Genomic DNA, 18,245 nt, shown 5'->3' on the forward strand with positions numbered 1-18,245 from the left:
TGTATTTTTATCTAAAATCACTTCTACCGACGCTTATAGTTCCTCTAGCGTTATTTTTATTAAATCGATGCGTTTATTTTTGTCGCCGCAACTATGAAGGACTATCACATTTCTAAACACAACTCCTTTTATACGATTGGCCTCAATTATAAAAAGGCCGATGCGGAGGTAAGAGGAAAATTCAGTTTGGACGAGGCATCCATGACGGCACTCCTGGCAAAAGCAAAGGAACAGGGTATCGATGGGTTATTGGCCACCTCCACCTGTAATAGAACTGAACTTCATGGTTTTGCCCAGCATCCCTTTCAATTGATCAAATTATTGTGCGACTTTTCCCTTGGCAGTGTGGAGGAGTTTCAAGAAGTGGCCTATGTCTATAAAAACAAGGAAGCTATTTCGCACCTATTTCGGGTTGGAACGGGACTGGATAGTCAGATTTTAGGTGATTTTGAAATCATCAGTCAGTTAAAGCAGAGTTTTTTCCGTTCCAAAAAACAGGATATTGCCAATCCGTTCATAGAGCGTTTGGTCAATGCGGTCATCCAGGCCAGCAAACGCATAAAAAATGAAACCGAGATATCTTCGGGTGCAACTTCGGTGGCATTTGCATCGGTTCAATATATATTAAACAACGTTGAGAATATTTTCGAAAAGAACATTCTTCTCTTCGGTACGGGGAAAATTGGACGAAACACCTGTGAAAATCTTATCAAGCATACCAAAAATCCACATATTACCTTAATAAACCGAACAAAGGAGAAAGCGGATAAAGTGGGTGGCAAGTTTAATCTTACCGTTAAGGATTATGGTGACCTGCAAGCGGAAATACGCAAAACAGATGTTCTGGTAGTAGCCACAGGGGCGCAAAAGCCTACGGTTTGCAAAGAACTCATTTACACAAAGAACCCTTTATTAATTTTAGATCTTTCAATTCCTAAAAATGTGGACGACAACGTTTTGGAACTGGATAACGTATCCCTCCTACATTTGGACCATTTATCCCAAATGACGGACGAAACCCTGGAGAAACGGAAGCTTTTCATCCCAAGAGCGGAAGCTATCATTGAAGAAGTCAAGGAGGATTTCATACAATGGCTGGAGACGCGTAAATTTGCTCCCGTTATCAAGGCACTTAAAATGAAGCTAAAGACCATGAAGGATGAAGAGTTGGACTATCAATCCAAAAAAACCTCGAATTTTGACGCCGAACAGGCCGAAATCATATCCAACAGGATCATCCAGAAAATCACCAAGCAATTTGCCAACCATCTTAAGGACGACACTATTGATTCTGATTCTAGCCTAGAGCTTATCCAAAAAGTGTTTCAATTAGAGCTAGAGACTAAATGAGTAAAAGTATTCGCATAGGCACGCGCGATAGTGAATTGGCACTATGGCAGGCCAATACCGTTAAAGAGCAACTTGAGGCATTAGGCCATTCCGTAACATTGGTTCCGGTAAAATCAACCGGCGACCTGGTCTTGGACAAACCACTGTATGAACTTGGGATAACAGGTATTTTTACCAAAACCTTGGACGTGGCCATGCTCCATGGTGATATCGATATAGCGGTGCACTCCATGAAGGATGTTCCTACCCAACTCCCAAAAGGCATTGTTCAAGCTGCGGTTCTCAAAAGGGCCAACTATATGGATATTCTGGCCTTTAAGAACAATGAGGAGTTTTTGGGTTCTCCGGATGGTATTGTGGCTACCGGCAGTTTAAGACGTAAAGCACAATGGCTCAACCGATATCCTTCCCATACGGTAGTAGATCTTAGGGGGAACGTGAACAGCCGTTTACAAAAGTTGAAGGACAACGACTGGAACGGGGCCATATTTGCGGCCGCCGGATTGGAACGCATAGGACTGGAACCAGAAAATACCATAGGGCTCACTTGGATGGTTCCCGCACCTGCACAAGGGGCTATCATGGTAGTAGCTATGGAAAACGATACGGAAATTCGTGAAATCTGTGCAGAACTCAACCATGGGGAAACCGAAATCTGCACAAAAGTGGAACGTGATTTCCTAAGGGAATTGGAAGGTGGGTGTTCGGCCCCTATTGGCGCATTGGCCTATATAGATAAAGAGAACGTTGTAAACCTCAAAGGGGTCCTTCTGACCGTTGACGGATCAAAAAAGCTTGAAGCTTCCTTAACGGCACCCTTGGGCAAACATAAAAACCTAGGGATTGATGCCGCACGAAGTATTTTAAGCCGCGGGGGAAGACGCCTTATGAACCAATTACAAGGTGCTGACCTCAAGACCAATATATTTTCCACAAAAAAACTGACCGAGGCCCAATTACAAAGATTCAAGGGCTCCATAAAAGTTGATTCCGAGGATTTTATAAAGATTAGCCCTAACAGGATTTCTCCAGTAGTGTTAAAAAAAGAACATAAAAATGTAGTTTTTACCAGTAAGAATGCTGTAGAAAGCCTATTGACGAACATAAGTCCGGAAGAACTTCAATTTAAGAATATTTACTGCGTAGGCAGGAAAACAAGGAGACTTATTCGGAAAAAGATTGGAAAAGTGACCCATTTTGAAAACAGTGCTACAGATTTGGCGAAGTATCTGGTGGAATATATAGAGGGTACAGAAGTCACCTATTTCCATGGAAACCTGAGTTTGGAACATCTGCCCAGCATTTTGGAGGATAACCAGATTACCGTAAACAAAATTGAGGCCTACAGGACCAAACTTTCCGGCAAATCCATAACGGAATCGGTTGAAGGTATTTTGTTTTATAGCCCTTCTGCTGTAGAAAGTTATTTGTTAAAAAACAAGCCACATCCAATTGCATATTGCATTGGGGAAACCACGGCAACAGAAGCCCGGAAACATTTCAGGGAAGTGAAAGTTGCGAAAATTCCCGATACAGAAAGTGTTATTGATTTGGTAAATGGGGATTATGGTAGTTAGAAATTACAAGTTCAAGAGCAAGAATCAAGCTCAAAAAAAATGTTTGGCAATAACGAACAACCATCAGCCATCAAACATCAACCAAAAACCAAAAACCAACAACGAGCAACGAGCAACGAGCAATAAACATATGATAAAGAACGATTTATTCCTTAGGGCCCTAAAAGGTGAAACAGTAGAGAGACCTCCGGTTTGGATGATGCGACAGGCAGGCAGATACCTTCCAGAATTCATGGAAATCAAGGAGAAATACGACTTTTTTACCCGATGTCAAACCCCAGAACTGGCTTCGGAAATAACGGTACAGCCCATCAGAAGGTTTGGTATGGATGCTGCCATTCTCTTCAGCGATATCTTGGTGATTCCACAGGCAATGAACATTGAGGTTCAAATGAAACCTAATTTTGGACCTTATCTACCAAACCCTATAAGAAGCCAAAAGGACGTTGATGAAGTTATCGTTCCTGATGTAGCAGAGGCATTGGATTATGTGATGCAGGCCATTACCGCTACCAAAGAGAAATTAAATGATGAAGTGCCGTTGATAGGTTTTGCGGGATCTCCATGGACCATTCTTTGCTATTGTATACAAGGACAAGGCAGTAAGACTTTTGACAAAGCCAAGGAATTCTGTTTTACACAACCGGTGGCAGCCCATGAATTGTTGCAAAAAATCACGGATACCACCATTGCCTATTTGAAAGCTAAGGTAAAGGCGGGCGTCAACGCCGTACAGGTATTCGATTCTTGGGGAGGAATGTTGTCACCTACGGATTATCAAGAGTTTTCATGGCAATACATACAACAAATCGTAGACGCCCTTAAGGAAGATGCCCCAGTAATCGTCTTTGGTAAAGGATGCTGGTTTGCACTCAAGGAAATGTCCCAATCAGGGGCCTCGGCCCTTGGTGTGGATTGGACCTGTTCCGCACAAAATGCACGCTACCTTACCGGTGGAAAAATAACCTTACAAGGCAATTTTGATCCGGCCAGGTTATTGTCACCTCCATCTGAAATCAAGAAAATGGTCACTCAAATGATCCACGAATTTGGAAAGGATAGATATGTGGTGAATTTGGGCCATGGAATTCTTCCCAACGTTCCCGTTGAGAATGCCAAGGCCTTTATTGATGCCGTTAAGGAGTTTAGGTAAGTCCTTTGGAATTAATATTTCCTTAAAACGTGCAATTTACCTTTCCAGAGGTATCAAGACTTCGTATTTTTAAGGAATGATTTCCATAGCGAACGGTACTTTTGAAATAACGCCCATTCATGAAAAATACGCATGGAGAATCTGCGATTTTGTAACGGTCAATACCTCTAGACTAAAGACCTATTTCCCACGGACCTTGACCGAGAACCTAACTCCGGATCTATCCCAGCTCTTTGTAGATAGAAAGATCAAGGACTTTAAAAGTAAAAACGAGTTTTTATTCGTCATAAAGAACACGATAGACAGAACGGTTGCGGGATTGTTGTTTGTAAAAAATCTGGATTACACCCAAAAAGAGGCAGAGCTTGCTTACTGTATTGGGTACCAGCATGAAGGAATTGGCATAACGACCATGGCAGTGAAGGAAATAACCAATTGGTCTTTTAAGGAATTGAACTTAAAAACATTACGGATTATTGTACATAGGACAAATCCAGCGAGTATACGTATTGCGGAGAAATGTGGCTATGTCTGGAAGGAGACCTTGCCTAAGGAACACCAACCTCCGGAAATGGCACCTATGGATATGGAACTCTATATTAAAACCAATGAAGGATAAATTCTATAAGTATATACATACACTTCAAGATACCATCACCAAAAAACTTGAATCCATTGATGGCAAGACAAAATTTCAAGAAGATCTTTGGGAACGGCCCGAAGGTGGAGGTGGACGAACACGGGTCATTGAAAATGGGGATGTATTCGAAAAAGGAGGCGTAAATATTTCGGGGGTGCATGGAGCTTTGCCCGAAAGTATGCAGGCTTATTTTGGGGTAAAAGATGCCGATTTTTTTGCGTGCGGACTAAGTTTGGTCCTACACCCAAAAAACCCTATGGTGCCCACCGTACATGCTAATTGGCGCTATTTTGAAATGTATGATAACGATGGAAACGTCGTGGATCAGTGGTTTGGTGGAGGGCAGGATTTGACCCCCTATTATTTATTCGAGGAAGACGCCAAACATTTTCATGAAATTTGCAAAGCGGCATGTGACAAACACGACCCCAGTTTTTATCCCACCTATAAGAGAAAATGCGACGAATACTTTTGGAATACGCATCGGAACGAGGCTAGAGGCGTCGGCGGTCTATTTTTTGATTATTGCAAGGCGACGGATAAAATGTCCATGGAAGACTGGTACAAGTTTGTTACCGAGATAGGAAACAGTTTTTTAGATGGTTATATACCAATTGTTATAAAACGTAAAGACCTTCCCTATACCCAAGAACAAAGGGATTGGCAGGAAATCAGAAGGGGCCGATATGTGGAATTCAATCTGGTTCATGATAAGGGCACACTTTTCGGTTTAAAAACCAACGGTCGTATTGAAAGTATATTAATGAGCCTTCCACCCCATGTGCAATGGCGATATGACCATCATCCTGAAGCAGGTAGTGCCGAAGAAAAACTGATTAACGTACTGCAAAAACCAAAAGCCTGGATTTAAACTATGAAACAAAAAATATATCAAATCGATGCTTTTACGAACAAGCTTTTTGGTGGTAACCCGGCAGCCGTATGCATATTGGAAACCTGGTTGCCCGATGATATCATGCAAAAAATAGCCGCGGAAAATAATTTGGCGGAAACAGCTTTTGCCGTTCCTCGTGGCAATGATTATGAACTACGCTGGTTTACACCAGAAGTAGAGGTCGACCTGTGCGGGCACGCTACCTTGGCCACTGCCTACGTTATCTTAAATTATTACGATTACAAAGAACATACCATTAGGTTTATTTCGCCCAGAAGCGGTGAACTTCTGGTAAAAAGTGATGAAACCGGACAAATGACCATGGATTTTCCAACGGACTACCTAGTTCCCTTTGAAAGTATAAACGAAATCAACGAAGCCATTGGAAAGCAACCCTTGGAAACTTTTAAAGGGAAAACAGATTACTTGTTGATTTACGAAGACCAGCAAGATATTGAAAATATTAGGCCGAATTTTCACTTATTGGACCAAGTGGATTGCAGGGGTGTCATCGTTTCGGCTAAAGGAGATGCAGTTGATTTTGTGTCCCGTGCCTTTTTCCCAAAGTGCGGCATCCCCGAGGACCCGGTTACAGGTTCGGCACACACGACCCTTACGCCCTATTGGTCAAAAAAGTTGAACAAAACTTTGATGAGTGCCCAACAATTATCGCAGCGTGGAGGAAGCTTGACCTGTGAATATTTGGGAAAAAGGGTGAAAATATCAGGGCAGGCGGTTTGTTATCTTGAGGGGTTCATAATAATTTAATCAATGCCAAATCAAGGCTTTTTCTATATTCTCACCTTCATTATTGGAGATGTGGAACATCCTTGCCTTTAATAATATTTTTCGTCCCTTTATGTGCCTAGTATAAATCAGTCGGGAACTACCTACATTTCTCTCCCAATGGTAAAGAAACTTCTCTGATTTTTCTTTTTTCTCCCCTAAGACCCTTGGCACTACATAAAAACGCTTAAACCCTAGTAAATTCCTAAACCATTCCTTTCGCTGTAAAAGGTACCTAGGATTGTCAATAGGAGCTATAATCTCACCCAATGTATTTATGAATAATGTGCTTTCATAATTTGTCATACCAACCGGTATACAACTTACGGTACCTTTAGGACCTAAATCTACTTGAAGCCCTATATCTTTGGAAGTACTTTCAATATATCCTAATTCTTGTAGCGTTTTCAGGGTTGCCATACCCATCTTATAGATTTCCTTGTGTAAATTTCCGTGTCTCACAAATAAAAGAATTGCCTTATAGAACTTTAATCCATATCCCAAAACTAACGCCGATAATAAGATATAAATAAATTTTATCCATCCTCCACTTAAAATAACATTGATATTTTTAAGTGCTAGCTCAGGGATGAAAAATGCCAAGCCTAACATTATTTCGATAAATGAGGCAATCACAACATCCTTAAAATAAAGTTGATTTTGACGTTGATAGCTAGTATTTCCATCGTAATATTTTTTCAATTCACGAGAAATCACACTTCCAGTACCAATTGCACTGTTCCAATGTGCTGTAATCAAGTCGGTATTTTTTGAATTTTCTATACTTTTCGAATTGATAAATCTTATGTCTTCCTCTGTTTTAGGTAAATGAATATCCAAACGGTCCACTCCATTCTCAATCCTTAGTGGCTCATCATTCGAAATTCCCATAAAAGCAGAAAACCGTCTACTTAAAGTGACCCAATCGGCTCCACCGAACTCATCCATTGGGTCTAAGCAGACCAAATGCCAAATAACCGCTGTTTTATTGGGGATTTTATCATAGGTCCTTATAGCCCTACCACGCATTTGATTTGATGACACAAAAGAACCAACAGAGGATGCCAGAATCAAGGTATTTATGGCGGGTGCATCCCAACCTTCACCTAACAAGGATTTTGTTCCTATCAGTATATTAATAGAACCTTCTTGGAACAACTGGGTGATACTCTCTACAAGAGAAACACCAATACTTCTGACTATTTTATGAATATATACAAAGTTGTCATTTTTATCCATGGGTGTAAATGAGACTACGTCAGCACCAAATCTTTCAATAATTTCATTATAAACCTCAACACTTACGATGACCAGACTACCGGTCAAAACGGCAATCTTAGAGATATTCCCTACCTCTCCTATAAGATTATTAAAAATAGGTACAGCACCCATTTTCACCGTCTCAGTGGAGTCGTTGTTGACATAAAGAAATTCCTTTCTTATATAATCTGTCAACACCACCATTCTTAAGTCAGAATTAAGCTCCTTTTGAGCAGCCTTGGTAATTTCAACTATACTCCTCAATTTACTCGGACTTGAGGCAAGTACTTTGTAAAAAGTATCAGAGCCTATTAAATCTACACGATTTGTTTTTAGAACACCCATTCGCTTCAATCTCTTTTCCAAAGACAGCAAATACGAATTATTTCCATAATTTTTTATGTCATCAAAAAACAAATGATTTAGAACAACTTCCGCCCATTCTATATTAAATTTAGGATAATCGATTTGGTTATTCCCCCTAAAACCTAAAACCATTAGTTTTTCCTTAGAAATATGATGTCCCACAGAATTCAGAAAAATTAAATGACCAGAAAAAACCGCAGGGTTTTTATAAATTTCATCAAGATTTTTTAAGGTAGCTGTAAAGAACCGATGCCCTTTGATATGCTCTATAAATTGTTGGTCTTTCTTTAAATTTTCAAGCATACGAGCAACGCCCATCCTAAAATCTACGATATGGTCGATGGTCAGTTTTTCTGGTAGAGAAAAATGAATGAAATCCTGATGGGGACACAAATCACCCTCTTTTACTAAATTGGGTACTGCAATTTCGTCATCCACCTGCCCACATAATTCAAAATACCTCTCAATTTCCGCCTGTGAACTGTCAAAAGGCGGAGTAGCTGTTAAGGCGACAATGGTCAAATCCTGTAGCTGTTTTAAAGAAAACAGGCATTTCCACCATTCATTCTTCAAATGATGCGCTTCATCCAAAATAACGGCTTTTATTCCGGCACTTTTAAAATAGTCTAGAAAAGCCTTTTCATCTTTACTTCTTTTATATAATGCATGTAAACTTTGATAGGTTGAAAAAGTAATATCTCCTAAATCGTTTAAATCAAAGGAAGCACCTTCATAATATCTTTTATCGGTAAAAAACTCTTGAAGCCGTTCTTCCCATTGATTACGAATGGTAAGAGTAGGCGAAAGCACTATTGTCCGTTTTCCAATCCGTCTTACTATCTCTAAACCCAGCAAGGTCTTTCCTGATCCCGGAGGAGCAATCACATGTAAATGGTTGTCTTTAATGTGTTCTTGGAAATGATTTAAAAAAACCTCTTGGTATTTTCTCCAGGAATATTTGAAATTTAATGATTTGAAACTTGTCAATTTGTGCTTATTTGGAAAACCAATACTAGGTAAAAACGCTTCAGGTTCCAATTATATTGGGCAAACAATCAATACTAAAATTCATTTTCTTTACTTTGTATACTATAAACTAAGAGACTATAGTTAATGTACCCACTCATAAGAAATAGAAGATTACGCGCATCCGAATCCATACGAAGATTGGTCAGGGAGACTATCATCAGTCCGGATGATTTTTTAGTACCCCTTTTCATCGTAGAAGGTAAAGGAATAAAGGAAGAGATTGCCTCCATGCCAAATTATTTCAGGTTGAGTTTGGACAATTTGGAAAAAGAGGTCAAGGAACTCTGGAATATGGGCCTCTGTTCCGTGCTTCTTTTTGCGAAAGTGGAAGATGGAATGAAGGATAACAAAGGTACCGAAGCCCTGAATCCAGATGGATTGATGCAACGTGCCGTGAAAACCGTAAAAAATGCGTGCCCACAAATGCTGGTCATGACCGATGTCGCCTTGGACCCCTACTCCTCTTACGGGCATGATGGTATTGTGGCCGACGGACAAATCCTAAATGACGAAACCGTTGAAATTCTTTCTGAAATGAGCGTTTCGCATGCCAAGGCCGGTGCCGATTTTGTGGCTCCCAGTGATATGATGGATGGCAGGATCCTAAGCATTCGCGAAGCTTTGGAGGATGAAGGTTATAGCAACACTGGAATCATGAGCTATAGTGCCAAATACGCCAGTGCCTTTTATGGTCCGTTTCGAGATGCGCTGGATTCTGCGCCCGTGGATATTAAGAACGTTCCCAAGGACAAAAAGACCTATCAGATGGATTATGCCAATCGGTATGAAGCTATCCGGGAAACCCAAATGGACATTGACGAAGGTGCCGATATAGTCATGGTAAAACCCGGACTTTGTTATTTGGATATTGTCCGTGAAATTAGGAACGAAGTGGACGTGCCTGTTGCCGTGTACCAGGTCTCTGGCGAATACGCCATGGTAAAAGCTGCTGCCGAAAAAGGCTGGCTGGACCATGATGCCGTAATGATGGAACAATTGACCGCAATCAAACGCGCCGGGGCCAACATCATCGCTTCTTATTTCGCTAAAGATGTTGTCAAACTGCTTAATACCTAAAATTACTCCGCCTTCAACATCCACATACAATGTAAAATTCCACCAAAGGCATTATCTTTAAAGGGAACCAAACCTCCCTTTTATGAAAAATGTCTTTTTCTACGCTTCCCTGTCCTGCTTTATTATACTGGGTGCCTGTAAACATCAGACCCAAGAGCAAGTTACTCCCGGCCCTACGGAAAAAGCACAGCGGTTCTCCAGCAATTATATCCCTCCAAAATTTGAAAATGATCAGCGGACCGGTAAAATTACTGGGGCACAGGATAAAATCCAGGGGATTTTTGAAACCAATGCAAAAGCCAGACATATTCCGGGCATCAGCTACGGCATTGTAGTGGACGATTCACTGGTACTTACCGGAAGTTATGGTGTTATTGATCTTGAAACACAAATCGAAGCCAGCCCTACAAAAGCCTTCCGGATTGCGAGCATGACCAAGAGTTTTACGGCCATGGCCATTTTAAAATTGCGGGACGAAGGCAAGCTTGATTTGGACGACCCTGTATCAAACTACTTTCCTCAGTTGGACACCTTGGTATACCTAACCCAAGATTCCCCCGCAATCACCATAAAGAACCTGCTAACGATGACCGCAGGCTTTCCGGAGGACAACCCTTGGGGCGATCGCCATTTGAACGATGCTACGGAAATGTTGGAAAATATGTTGGCCGAGGGACTTTCCCTCTCCAAAGTTCCTTCCTACCAATACGAATATAGCAATACAGGATATGGCATGTTGGGCCAGATTGTGGCAAAAGTGTCCGGAAACACCTATCAGGAGTACATTACCCAAAATATCCTACGACCATTGGCTATGGAGCATACTTACTGGGAATATGAAAAAGTACCCGAAGACATGCTAGTGCACGGATACCGATATGAGGACGACACTTGGAAGCCCGAACCCATATTGCACGATGGCGTCTTCGGTTCCATGGGTGGGCTGATTACCACGATTGCCGATTTTTCAAAATATGTGAGCTTTCACCTCTCCGCATGGCCACCCAGAAGCGAAAGAGACAATGGGCCCGTAAAACGGAGTACCCTCCGGGAAATGCATACGCCCCAATATCCGTACCTATCCTCTTGGGCAACCGATTGGAATAACGAGCCCTGTGCAAGGGTCTCCGGCTATGGATATGGGCTGGGAATATCGGAAGATTGCAAAGGAATCATAAAGGTTTCCCATGGTGGGGCTTTGCCCGGTTATGGTAGTAACTATTCCTTTTTTCCGGAATATGGTATAGGAATTATGGCCTTTGGCAATTTAACCTATACCGGACCTTTGCCCTTGGATGAAATCTCTAAATTACTGTTTGAGGAACTGGAATTGCAACCTAGAAAAAAGGTAGCTTCCCAAATCCTTAAAAACAAGAAAGACCAATTGGTATCCGCTTTGAAAACATGGGAAACTGGGATGGACACCACCTTGTTTGCGGATAATTTCTTTTTGGACCGTTCCCTGGAAAAACGAACCCAACACATTTCCGATTTGAAACAAACTATCGGGGAAATAGATTCCATCGGGGAAATACGTCCCAGAAACCAGTTACGGGGAGATTTTGAAATTTATGGCAAACATGGCACCATCTCTGTTTTCTTTACCTTAAATCCTGAAATTGACCCGAAAATCCAACAGTTGGAAATGAGAATTAAACCCTAGCCTATTTTTATGTCATCCAGCTATTCTCATCAATGCAATTCCTCACAGAAAAAGCCCCGTTGAGACAAGAGTTCTGAAATAGCCGAAGGATTTGGATTTAGAGTCTCTATGCGAAGAATGTTATCGCAATCCTCCAGATCAAAGTTCCATCGCCCATGGTCATTTATCAATTCGTTTAAATAAGGGGCAAGATATTTCACCTTACCCTTTTTTCTTACAGAAGTTTTAAAAACCAATACTGTTCTCATACTTAGCTTCTGTCATAAAACATAGGAGGTTCAATCCCTAGGGAACGTAGATATACATAACCTTGACCACGATGATGCATTTCATTGTCAAGAAAATAAAATAGGGAAGATTGTACCGTTCCAGGGTATTGTCCAAAAGATACGATTTGCTTCTGAAAGTCCATTTCTTCCATTTGCGCCCATAGCTTGTTTAGTTGCTCCGTGGCACTGTCCCAAGCTTCCAGTAATTTCGCCTTGCTGTTGCCGTGGTCAAAATGTTCGTTCAATTGAGCCGTTTGCCCCGTTACAATTTCACGTAATCCCGGTTCCGCAATGCCCAAAAGTTCCAAAACCATATCAGCGAAGGGACGCATACCTCCAATACTATACATAAAGAGTTCATCTTCTGGGAATATTTCGATAACACTTCGAGTAAGTCTTCTGTGACCCTGCCAATGTTCCACTAACTGATTTGAAGTAATAACCTGAGTTGCTCCTTTAATCGTGTTTTCCATACTATTTATTATTTATTGATTATGACAACAAAGATATTCGCGCCCTATGACAACCCTTTGTCAGTAGTGCTTTGGAAATCAAAATAATTTTGCTCCTGACATACTGCTGTCACTACCTAGACCTATTTTTGGTCAAAAGGAATGCTAAAATGGATGCCAAATGGACATTTGACCTTAAAATCTTGTCCTATCTTTGGGAGAAAGGCCGATCTATTATGGGAATGGATACCGTAAAACGATTTGATAGGATTGTAGCGATATTTATACAGTTGCAGTCCAAACGTATTGTAAAGGCCCAGGAACTTGCAGATCGATTCCAGGTGAGTCAACGTACTATCTATAGGGATATTCGAACCCTTGAAGCTTCAGGAGTGCCCATTGCCAGTGAAGCAGGTGTTGGATATTCTATCATGGAGGGCTATAGCCTTCCCCCGGTCATGTTTACACGTGAGGAGGCCGGCAGTTTTGTCGCTGCGGAAAAATTAATGCAACAATTTACAGATAAGTCCTTGGGGTCCTACTTCGAAGCGGCCATGTACAAGGTGAAGTCGGTACTTAGGGTAAGGGAAAAAAAGTGGGTGGAAGCTCTGGAATCACAGGTGAGGATTTTTCCGAACCAGCAATTGTTAAATGAAAATATACCGAATGCCCTAGAAATTCTTTTTGAAAGTATTGCTGAAAAGAAACAGGTTTTTTTGCGGTATACCGCGTTGGAGGCGGATGTACCATCGGAAAGAAATATTGAACCTATAGGTGTTTTTAATGAAAATAACTATTGGTATGTTATGGGGTATTGCCACCTGCGAAACGATTATAGACAATTTAGGACCGATAGGATTTTAAAAATTGTTGGTACTGCCAAGCCCTTCATTTTGGAACACAAAACACTGGACGACTTGCGAAAACGAAACGAAGTCAAGAACAAAACAAAGGTGCGAATTCTTGTTGACAAAAAAATAAGTAAATACCTAGGAGCCAGTAAAAAACATCAAGGTTTTGTCTCGGAAACCATAAAGGGGAATCACGTGGAGATGACCTTTATGGTGGATGATGTACAGAATTATTTTTCCCGATGGTTTCTTTCCTTTGGGGATTATGCCAAAATTTTGGAACCGGAATCCTTGAAAAAAAGAGTAGCGGAGATTCTTTTACAAACGCAGGAAGGCCTTAAATAAATTGAATATAGGCAGCCATCCAATGAACTTCAAGGATTATATTTGAAAGACTAACATCACCATAATGCCAAAAACTATCCTATATCTATTTATTGGAATTTGTTCGAATGTTCTTTCAGGACAACAATATAGCGATGAACAGGTTGCGGGGGATTTGAACCAATTTGATTATCAGTTGGTTTATAATCAAGTAGATTCCATCATAACAAATGGTATAAAAAACAAGGCCTTTCCGGGAGCCCAGGTATTGGTTGCCAAAAACGATTCCATCATTTTTCACGAGGTTTTTGGATATCACACGTATGACAGTATTCAGCCCGTGACCTTGGACGATTTATACGACCTCGCTTCGGTAACAAAAATTACAGGACCATTACCGGCCATCATGAAATTGGTGGGCGAGGGCAAATTAGGTTTGGATGTCCCTTTTAGTACCTATTGGAAACCTTGGAAGCGCAGAAAAGACAAAAAAGATATCACGCTTAGAGAGATTTTAGCCCATCAGGCAGGACTGGAACCCTACATTGTCTTTTTAAACGAAACATTAAAAAAGAACGGTCGGTTTAAAAATAGGTTTTTACGAAAATCCAAAAGCAATCGCTTTGAAAAACAGGCCTTTGACAGTATTTACGTAAAAACAAGATTTAATCGAAAAATGTACCGAATGATCAACCGGTCCAAGGTTTCGGAGGATAAGACCTATCGGTATTCCGGGTTGACTTTTCTTCTTTTTCCAAAAATTATCACAGATTTCACAGGGGTTCCCTATGAGCAATATATAACCGAAAACTTTTATGAGCCCATTTGTGCCAAGACCCTAGGTTTTCTCCCGTCGACCAAAAACTATCCCAATCTCATTGTCCCCACCGAAATGGATACCCTCTATAGACATACCCTTACCCAAGGTTGGGTGCATGACGAGAATGCTTCCTTGCTTGGCGGTATTTCCGGTAATGCTGGATTGTTTGGCACAGCCGAAGATTTGGCTAAAATCATGCAGCTGTATTTAAACTACGGCGCCTTTGAAGGGAAACAGATTTTACCCAAAGAAGTGGTCCAGGAATTTATAATGGTGCAATATCCGGAAAACGATAATCGAAGAGGTTTGGGATTTGACAAACCTTCGTTAGGCAACGATACCCTGGCCTTGAAGGATGCCTATCCTGCCCCTGAAGTAAGTGCGGAAAGCTTTGGACATAGCGGATTTACGGGAACTTTTGTTTGGGCAGACCCTAAGAACCAATTGGTATATATTTTTCTTTCCAACAGGGTCTTTCCAACCAGGGAACATCGGGCACTTTACGACTTGAATATAAGGTCGGCCGTACAGCAGGTTTTTTACAAGGCATTGGCAAACCAATGAAAATCAAAACCCTTTCAATTCTTATCCCCAATTTCTTTTTTGACCTCATCCAAAAATCCATAACCTAAAAGATATCTGTTTATGGTGTAGACGGATTTAATTGGTATCTTAGACACTCATTAAATCGACTTATGGGACTTCTCATTTTTTATGCCCTCATATCCATTTTCTTTTCCTTTTTATGCTCCATATTGGAGGCTGTACTCCTGAGCATCACCCCAACTTTTGTCAATGTAAAAAAAAGGGAGGGCAAAACGTATGCGATAACCCTAGAAGAACTGAAACAAGATGTTGACCAACCCCTAATCGCCATATTGACCTTAAACACCATTGCCCATACCGTGGGTGCCATTTTGGTAGGTGTTCAGGCCAAAGTAGCGTATGCGGAGCTTTATGGTACGGCCAAACGCTCTATTATGGGTATTGAATTCACCGAAGACCTCATGGTAGGGGTAGTATCTACCCTTATGACCATATTGATTCTTGTCGCGTCGGAAATCATTCCAAAAACTATCGGCGCTACGTATTGGAGACAACTGGCCAATTTTACCTCTAAAGCACTTAAGGCGATGGTGCTAGCTCTAAAATATACCGGATTGTTGTGGTTATTACAATTATTCACCAAATTGGTAGGTGGCAAAGGCCATCACGGTAGCGTTTTGAGCCGGGAAGACTTTACGGCGATGACGGACATGGCCCATGAGGAAGGAGTATTTCAAAAATCGGAATCGACCATCATTAAAAACTTATTACGTTTTGAAGAAGTTCAGGTAAAGGATATTATGACCCCCCGGGCGGTGATGAAGATTGCTTCCTCGGACAAAACCATCCAAGCCTTTTTTGAAGATAACCCAAAACTGCGCTTCTCCAGAATACCAATTTTTGAGGAAAAGGTGGACAACATTACCGGTTTCGTTTTGAAGGACAACGTCTATGAGGAAATCATCCATGAAAACGGTGATTTGCCCTTGCTAGAAATTAAACGTGACATCTTACTGACCAAGCGTGATACTCCCATTCCCAAGTTGTTCGATACCTTCGTAAACAAAAGGGAGCATATTGCCTTGGTCATGGACGAATATGGTTCCGTTAGCGGCCTTGTAACCATGGAAGACGTTATAGAGACCCTCCTAGGACTCGAAATCATGGATGAAAGCGATAATGTAGCCGATCTACAACTTCTGGCCCGTAGGAATTGGGAAAATAGGGCCAAAAAGAGCGGAGTCATTGAAAAAAATCCAGTAGAACAAGAATCAGCCGAGGAAAAAGAAGAAGAATAACGGCAAATGGAAACTGCATTTATCCACACGCCCTTGGGTACCACAAAGTTGGAAGGCGACGAAAACGGTCTTTCTGCCATAACCGTTTTGGATTCCAACGAAGAACCCACGGATATTATTCCCATCGAATTAGAGGATGCCGTCTATCAATTAAAAGAATATTTTGAGGGCTCTAGAACACAATTTGACCTAGTACTGAATCCATCCGGCACCGATTTCCAGAAATCCGTTTGGAAAGCCCTTCTGGAAATCCCCTATGGTAAAACTGTTTCCTATTTGGATTTAAGTAAAACCTTGGGCGATGCTAAAGCTATTAGGGCCGTGGCCTCGGCCAACGGAAAAAATCCGCTTTGGATCGTAGTCCCTTGCCATCGCGTTATTGGTAGTGACGGTTCCCTTACCGGATATGCCGGTGGCCTACACCGAAAAAAATGGCTTTTGGAGCACGAGAATCCTGTAAAGCAGCAATCCTTGTTCTAATATTCTCCTCATTTATTGTGTTTCCTACCTTCTTACAAACCGACCGAAAAGTCGGTTCCCCTAGATAACATCCAATCAAAAACCGAGAATATTGCTTTTTGACTTAGTCAAAATCACTTTTGTCCATAAACCCTTCCCGATTTTTAACTCCGTCAAACTATGTGATAGACCACTTGGTCTATAAACCTTAATCCACAAAATAGGTAGGGACAAAATTCAAATTTTTCTGTGCCCTTAGCTTTCCATCGCTTGAAAGTAGAAGAAAACCCCCGGGTTCATAAATTTCACCATTCGGTAAAGTATATGAAATTGCGAACACATTTTTACCGGAAAGGTATTGACCTAAAATAGGTTGAATATCCAAGCCCTTTTCACTATTCAATTTTTCAATGGCCCCCGATAAATCCAAAACAGTATTGGTGCCGGTCAAAATATCGAAAATTGCAGGTCCTTTGACCAAGCTAAAGGGTTGTGGATAGGTATATTCGTAATATAATTTGCCATCCGCAAGGGTTCCATTGATTGGACCTGTAGGAAAGGGATGGTCAAACTGCAGTTCATTTTTGGAAATGCTAATGAGATTGACCATGTCAAAAAGTTCCAAAACCGTATTTTCATTATCATTCTGGGCAAAAATTGCCAATTCGCCGTCCTCGGTAATCAAAACACTAGGCTTACTGCTCTTTAATTCCAATGTTTTGGAAATGATTTCCGTTTGGGTATCAAAAAGTATGATTTTATACTCCCCATCCCCTGTTCTATAGGTAATCACCAGTTTACCATCATGATATAACGGTTGAAATAATTGGTCTATTCCAAATTCAATAGCAAGATCAAATCCCTCCAAAGTTTCCAAATCGACAATGCGTAGGGCCAAATTGGTAGATCCAAAGGGCTTGTACAAACCAAAATAAACCGAATTATCATTGCTAAATCCCCAAACCAAAGACCGCTCCGTCGTAATGGTATAAAATTCGGTATAGGTGGTAATTCCAGAAGAAACCAAATCCTTTTGGTGCAAGGAAATGGCTCCGTTGGACAACGAAAAAAAAGAAAGCTTGTCATTGAGCTGTCGCAAGGTCAAATAATCATTTGATATGCCCAATTCGCTGGACAAGTCCGTTTGAAAGCCCTCATCGGTTTCACTATTATAATCGTACTGGTAGACCTTGTCCAAATCCTCCCCGATCAACGTTAGGTTTATGGCCTCATCAATAGTTGGATTCTCCGAGCTATCCTTATTACAAGAAATGAGCAACAGAAAACCGCAAAAAATCGATATACTAAAGAATTTCACGAATGTCCCTTCCAATCTGATTTTAGTTGCCCCCATGTTTAAATATAACCTATTTTAAGCTATTCAGAAGACCTTAAATATTAAATAAAATATGTTAAATTACTGACTCTTA

The 18,245-nt window shown here is 41.0% G+C and carries 16 protein-coding genes; 12 read left to right on the forward strand and 4 right to left on the reverse strand.

What is annotated here, in order from left to right:
* The first annotated feature begins 93 nt into the window (after nt 1-93).
* The 6 genes from hemA to BFP75_RS14865 all read left to right on the forward strand — a co-directional run bounded on the left by hemA (nt 94) and on the right by BFP75_RS14865 (nt 6,383).
* A complete protein-coding gene (gene hemA, locus BFP75_RS14840) occupies nt 94-1,350 on the forward strand; it encodes a glutamyl-tRNA reductase (protein WP_099546144.1) in 1,257 nt (418 codons plus the stop codon).
* Nucleotides 1,347-2,927, forward strand: coding sequence for a hydroxymethylbilane synthase (gene hemC / locus BFP75_RS14845; RefSeq protein ID WP_099546145.1), 1,581 nt, complete (start codon nt 1,347-1,349; stop codon nt 2,925-2,927). Before hemA ends, hemC begins: the two co-directional genes overlap by 4 nt.
* Nucleotides 2,928-3,057: 130 nt before the next feature.
* Nucleotides 3,058-4,080 (forward strand): uroporphyrinogen decarboxylase, encoded by a 1,023-nt coding sequence (hemE, locus tag BFP75_RS14850; protein ID WP_099546189.1) that lies wholly within the window; start codon nt 3,058-3,060, stop codon nt 4,078-4,080.
* 76 nt (nt 4,081-4,156) lie between these two features.
* On the forward strand, nt 4,157-4,699 hold the full coding sequence (locus tag BFP75_RS14855) for a GNAT family N-acetyltransferase (protein ID WP_099546146.1): 543 nt from the start codon (nt 4,157-4,159) through the stop codon (nt 4,697-4,699).
* Nucleotides 4,689-5,591: an oxygen-dependent coproporphyrinogen oxidase gene (gene hemF / locus BFP75_RS14860; protein ID WP_099546147.1), complete on the forward strand. Its 903-nt coding sequence runs from the start codon at nt 4,689-4,691 to the stop codon at nt 5,589-5,591. The genes BFP75_RS14855 and hemF overlap by 11 nt, the downstream gene beginning before the upstream one ends.
* Before the next feature lie 3 nt (nt 5,592-5,594).
* A complete protein-coding gene (locus BFP75_RS14865) occupies nt 5,595-6,383 on the forward strand; it encodes a PhzF family phenazine biosynthesis protein (protein ID WP_099546148.1) in 789 nt (262 codons plus the stop codon).
* Here the strand turns inward: BFP75_RS14865 and BFP75_RS14870 are convergent, their stop codons facing one another.
* The gene (locus BFP75_RS14870; RefSeq protein WP_099546190.1) at nt 6,384-9,014 is read right to left on the reverse strand and encodes a DEAD/DEAH box helicase family protein; all 2,631 of its coding nucleotides are present in this window, start codon (nt 9,012-9,014) and stop codon (nt 6,384-6,386) included. It abuts the gene before it with no gap.
* 126 nt (nt 9,015-9,140) lie between these two features.
* On the opposite strand from BFP75_RS14870, the gene hemB reads away from it, so the two are divergent.
* Nucleotides 9,141-10,133 (forward strand): porphobilinogen synthase, encoded by a 993-nt coding sequence (gene hemB, locus BFP75_RS14875; RefSeq protein WP_099546149.1) that lies wholly within the window; start codon nt 9,141-9,143, stop codon nt 10,131-10,133.
* 82 nt (nt 10,134-10,215) lie between these two features.
* Nucleotides 10,216-11,796 carry a serine hydrolase domain-containing protein gene (locus tag BFP75_RS14880; RefSeq protein ID WP_099546150.1) on the forward strand — a complete coding sequence of 527 codons (1,581 nt, stop codon included), beginning with the start codon at nt 10,216-10,218 and terminating at the stop codon, nt 11,794-11,796.
* A gap of 29 nt (nt 11,797-11,825) precedes the next feature.
* Here the strand turns inward: BFP75_RS14880 and BFP75_RS14885 are convergent, their stop codons facing one another.
* Both BFP75_RS14885 and BFP75_RS14890 read right to left on the reverse strand, forming a co-directional pair.
* Nucleotides 11,826-12,044 (reverse strand): hypothetical protein, encoded by a 219-nt coding sequence (locus BFP75_RS14885; RefSeq protein WP_099546151.1) that lies wholly within the window; start codon nt 12,042-12,044, stop codon nt 11,826-11,828.
* Between the two features lie 2 nt (nt 12,045-12,046).
* Nucleotides 12,047-12,538, reverse strand: a complete 492-nt coding sequence (locus BFP75_RS14890) for a DinB family protein (RefSeq protein WP_099546152.1) — start codon at nt 12,536-12,538, stop codon at nt 12,047-12,049.
* 215 nt (nt 12,539-12,753) lie between these two features.
* On the opposite strand from BFP75_RS14890, the gene BFP75_RS14895 reads away from it, so the two are divergent.
* The 4 genes from BFP75_RS14895 (at nt 12,754) to BFP75_RS14910 (ending at nt 16,836) form a co-directional block, all read left to right on the forward strand.
* Nucleotides 12,754-13,713, forward strand: coding sequence for a helix-turn-helix transcriptional regulator (locus tag BFP75_RS14895; protein WP_099546191.1), 960 nt, complete (start codon nt 12,754-12,756; stop codon nt 13,711-13,713).
* Nucleotides 13,714-13,777: 64 nt separating this feature from the next.
* Entirely contained in the window at nt 13,778-15,076 is a 1,299-nt protein-coding gene (locus BFP75_RS14900) for a serine hydrolase domain-containing protein (protein ID WP_099546153.1), read from the forward strand.
* A gap of 131 nt (nt 15,077-15,207) precedes the next feature.
* On the forward strand, nt 15,208-16,356 hold the full coding sequence (locus tag BFP75_RS14905) for a CNNM domain-containing protein (protein WP_099546154.1): 1,149 nt from the start codon (nt 15,208-15,210) through the stop codon (nt 16,354-16,356).
* 6 nt (nt 16,357-16,362) lie between these two features.
* Nucleotides 16,363-16,836 carry a methylated-DNA--[protein]-cysteine S-methyltransferase gene (locus BFP75_RS14910; protein WP_099546155.1) on the forward strand — a complete coding sequence of 158 codons (474 nt, stop codon included), beginning with the start codon at nt 16,363-16,365 and terminating at the stop codon, nt 16,834-16,836.
* A 187-nt stretch (nt 16,837-17,023) separates the two neighbouring features.
* On the opposite strand, the gene BFP75_RS14915 is transcribed toward BFP75_RS14910, so the two are convergent.
* Nucleotides 17,024-18,169, reverse strand: coding sequence for a hypothetical protein (locus tag BFP75_RS14915; RefSeq protein WP_099546156.1), 1,146 nt, complete (start codon nt 18,167-18,169; stop codon nt 17,024-17,026).
* Nucleotides 18,170-18,245 lie beyond the last annotated feature (76 nt).

It is taken from the genome of Maribacter sp. 4G9, from assembly GCF_002742265.1.
Taxonomy (GTDB): Bacteria; Bacteroidota; Bacteroidia; order Flavobacteriales; family Flavobacteriaceae; genus Maribacter.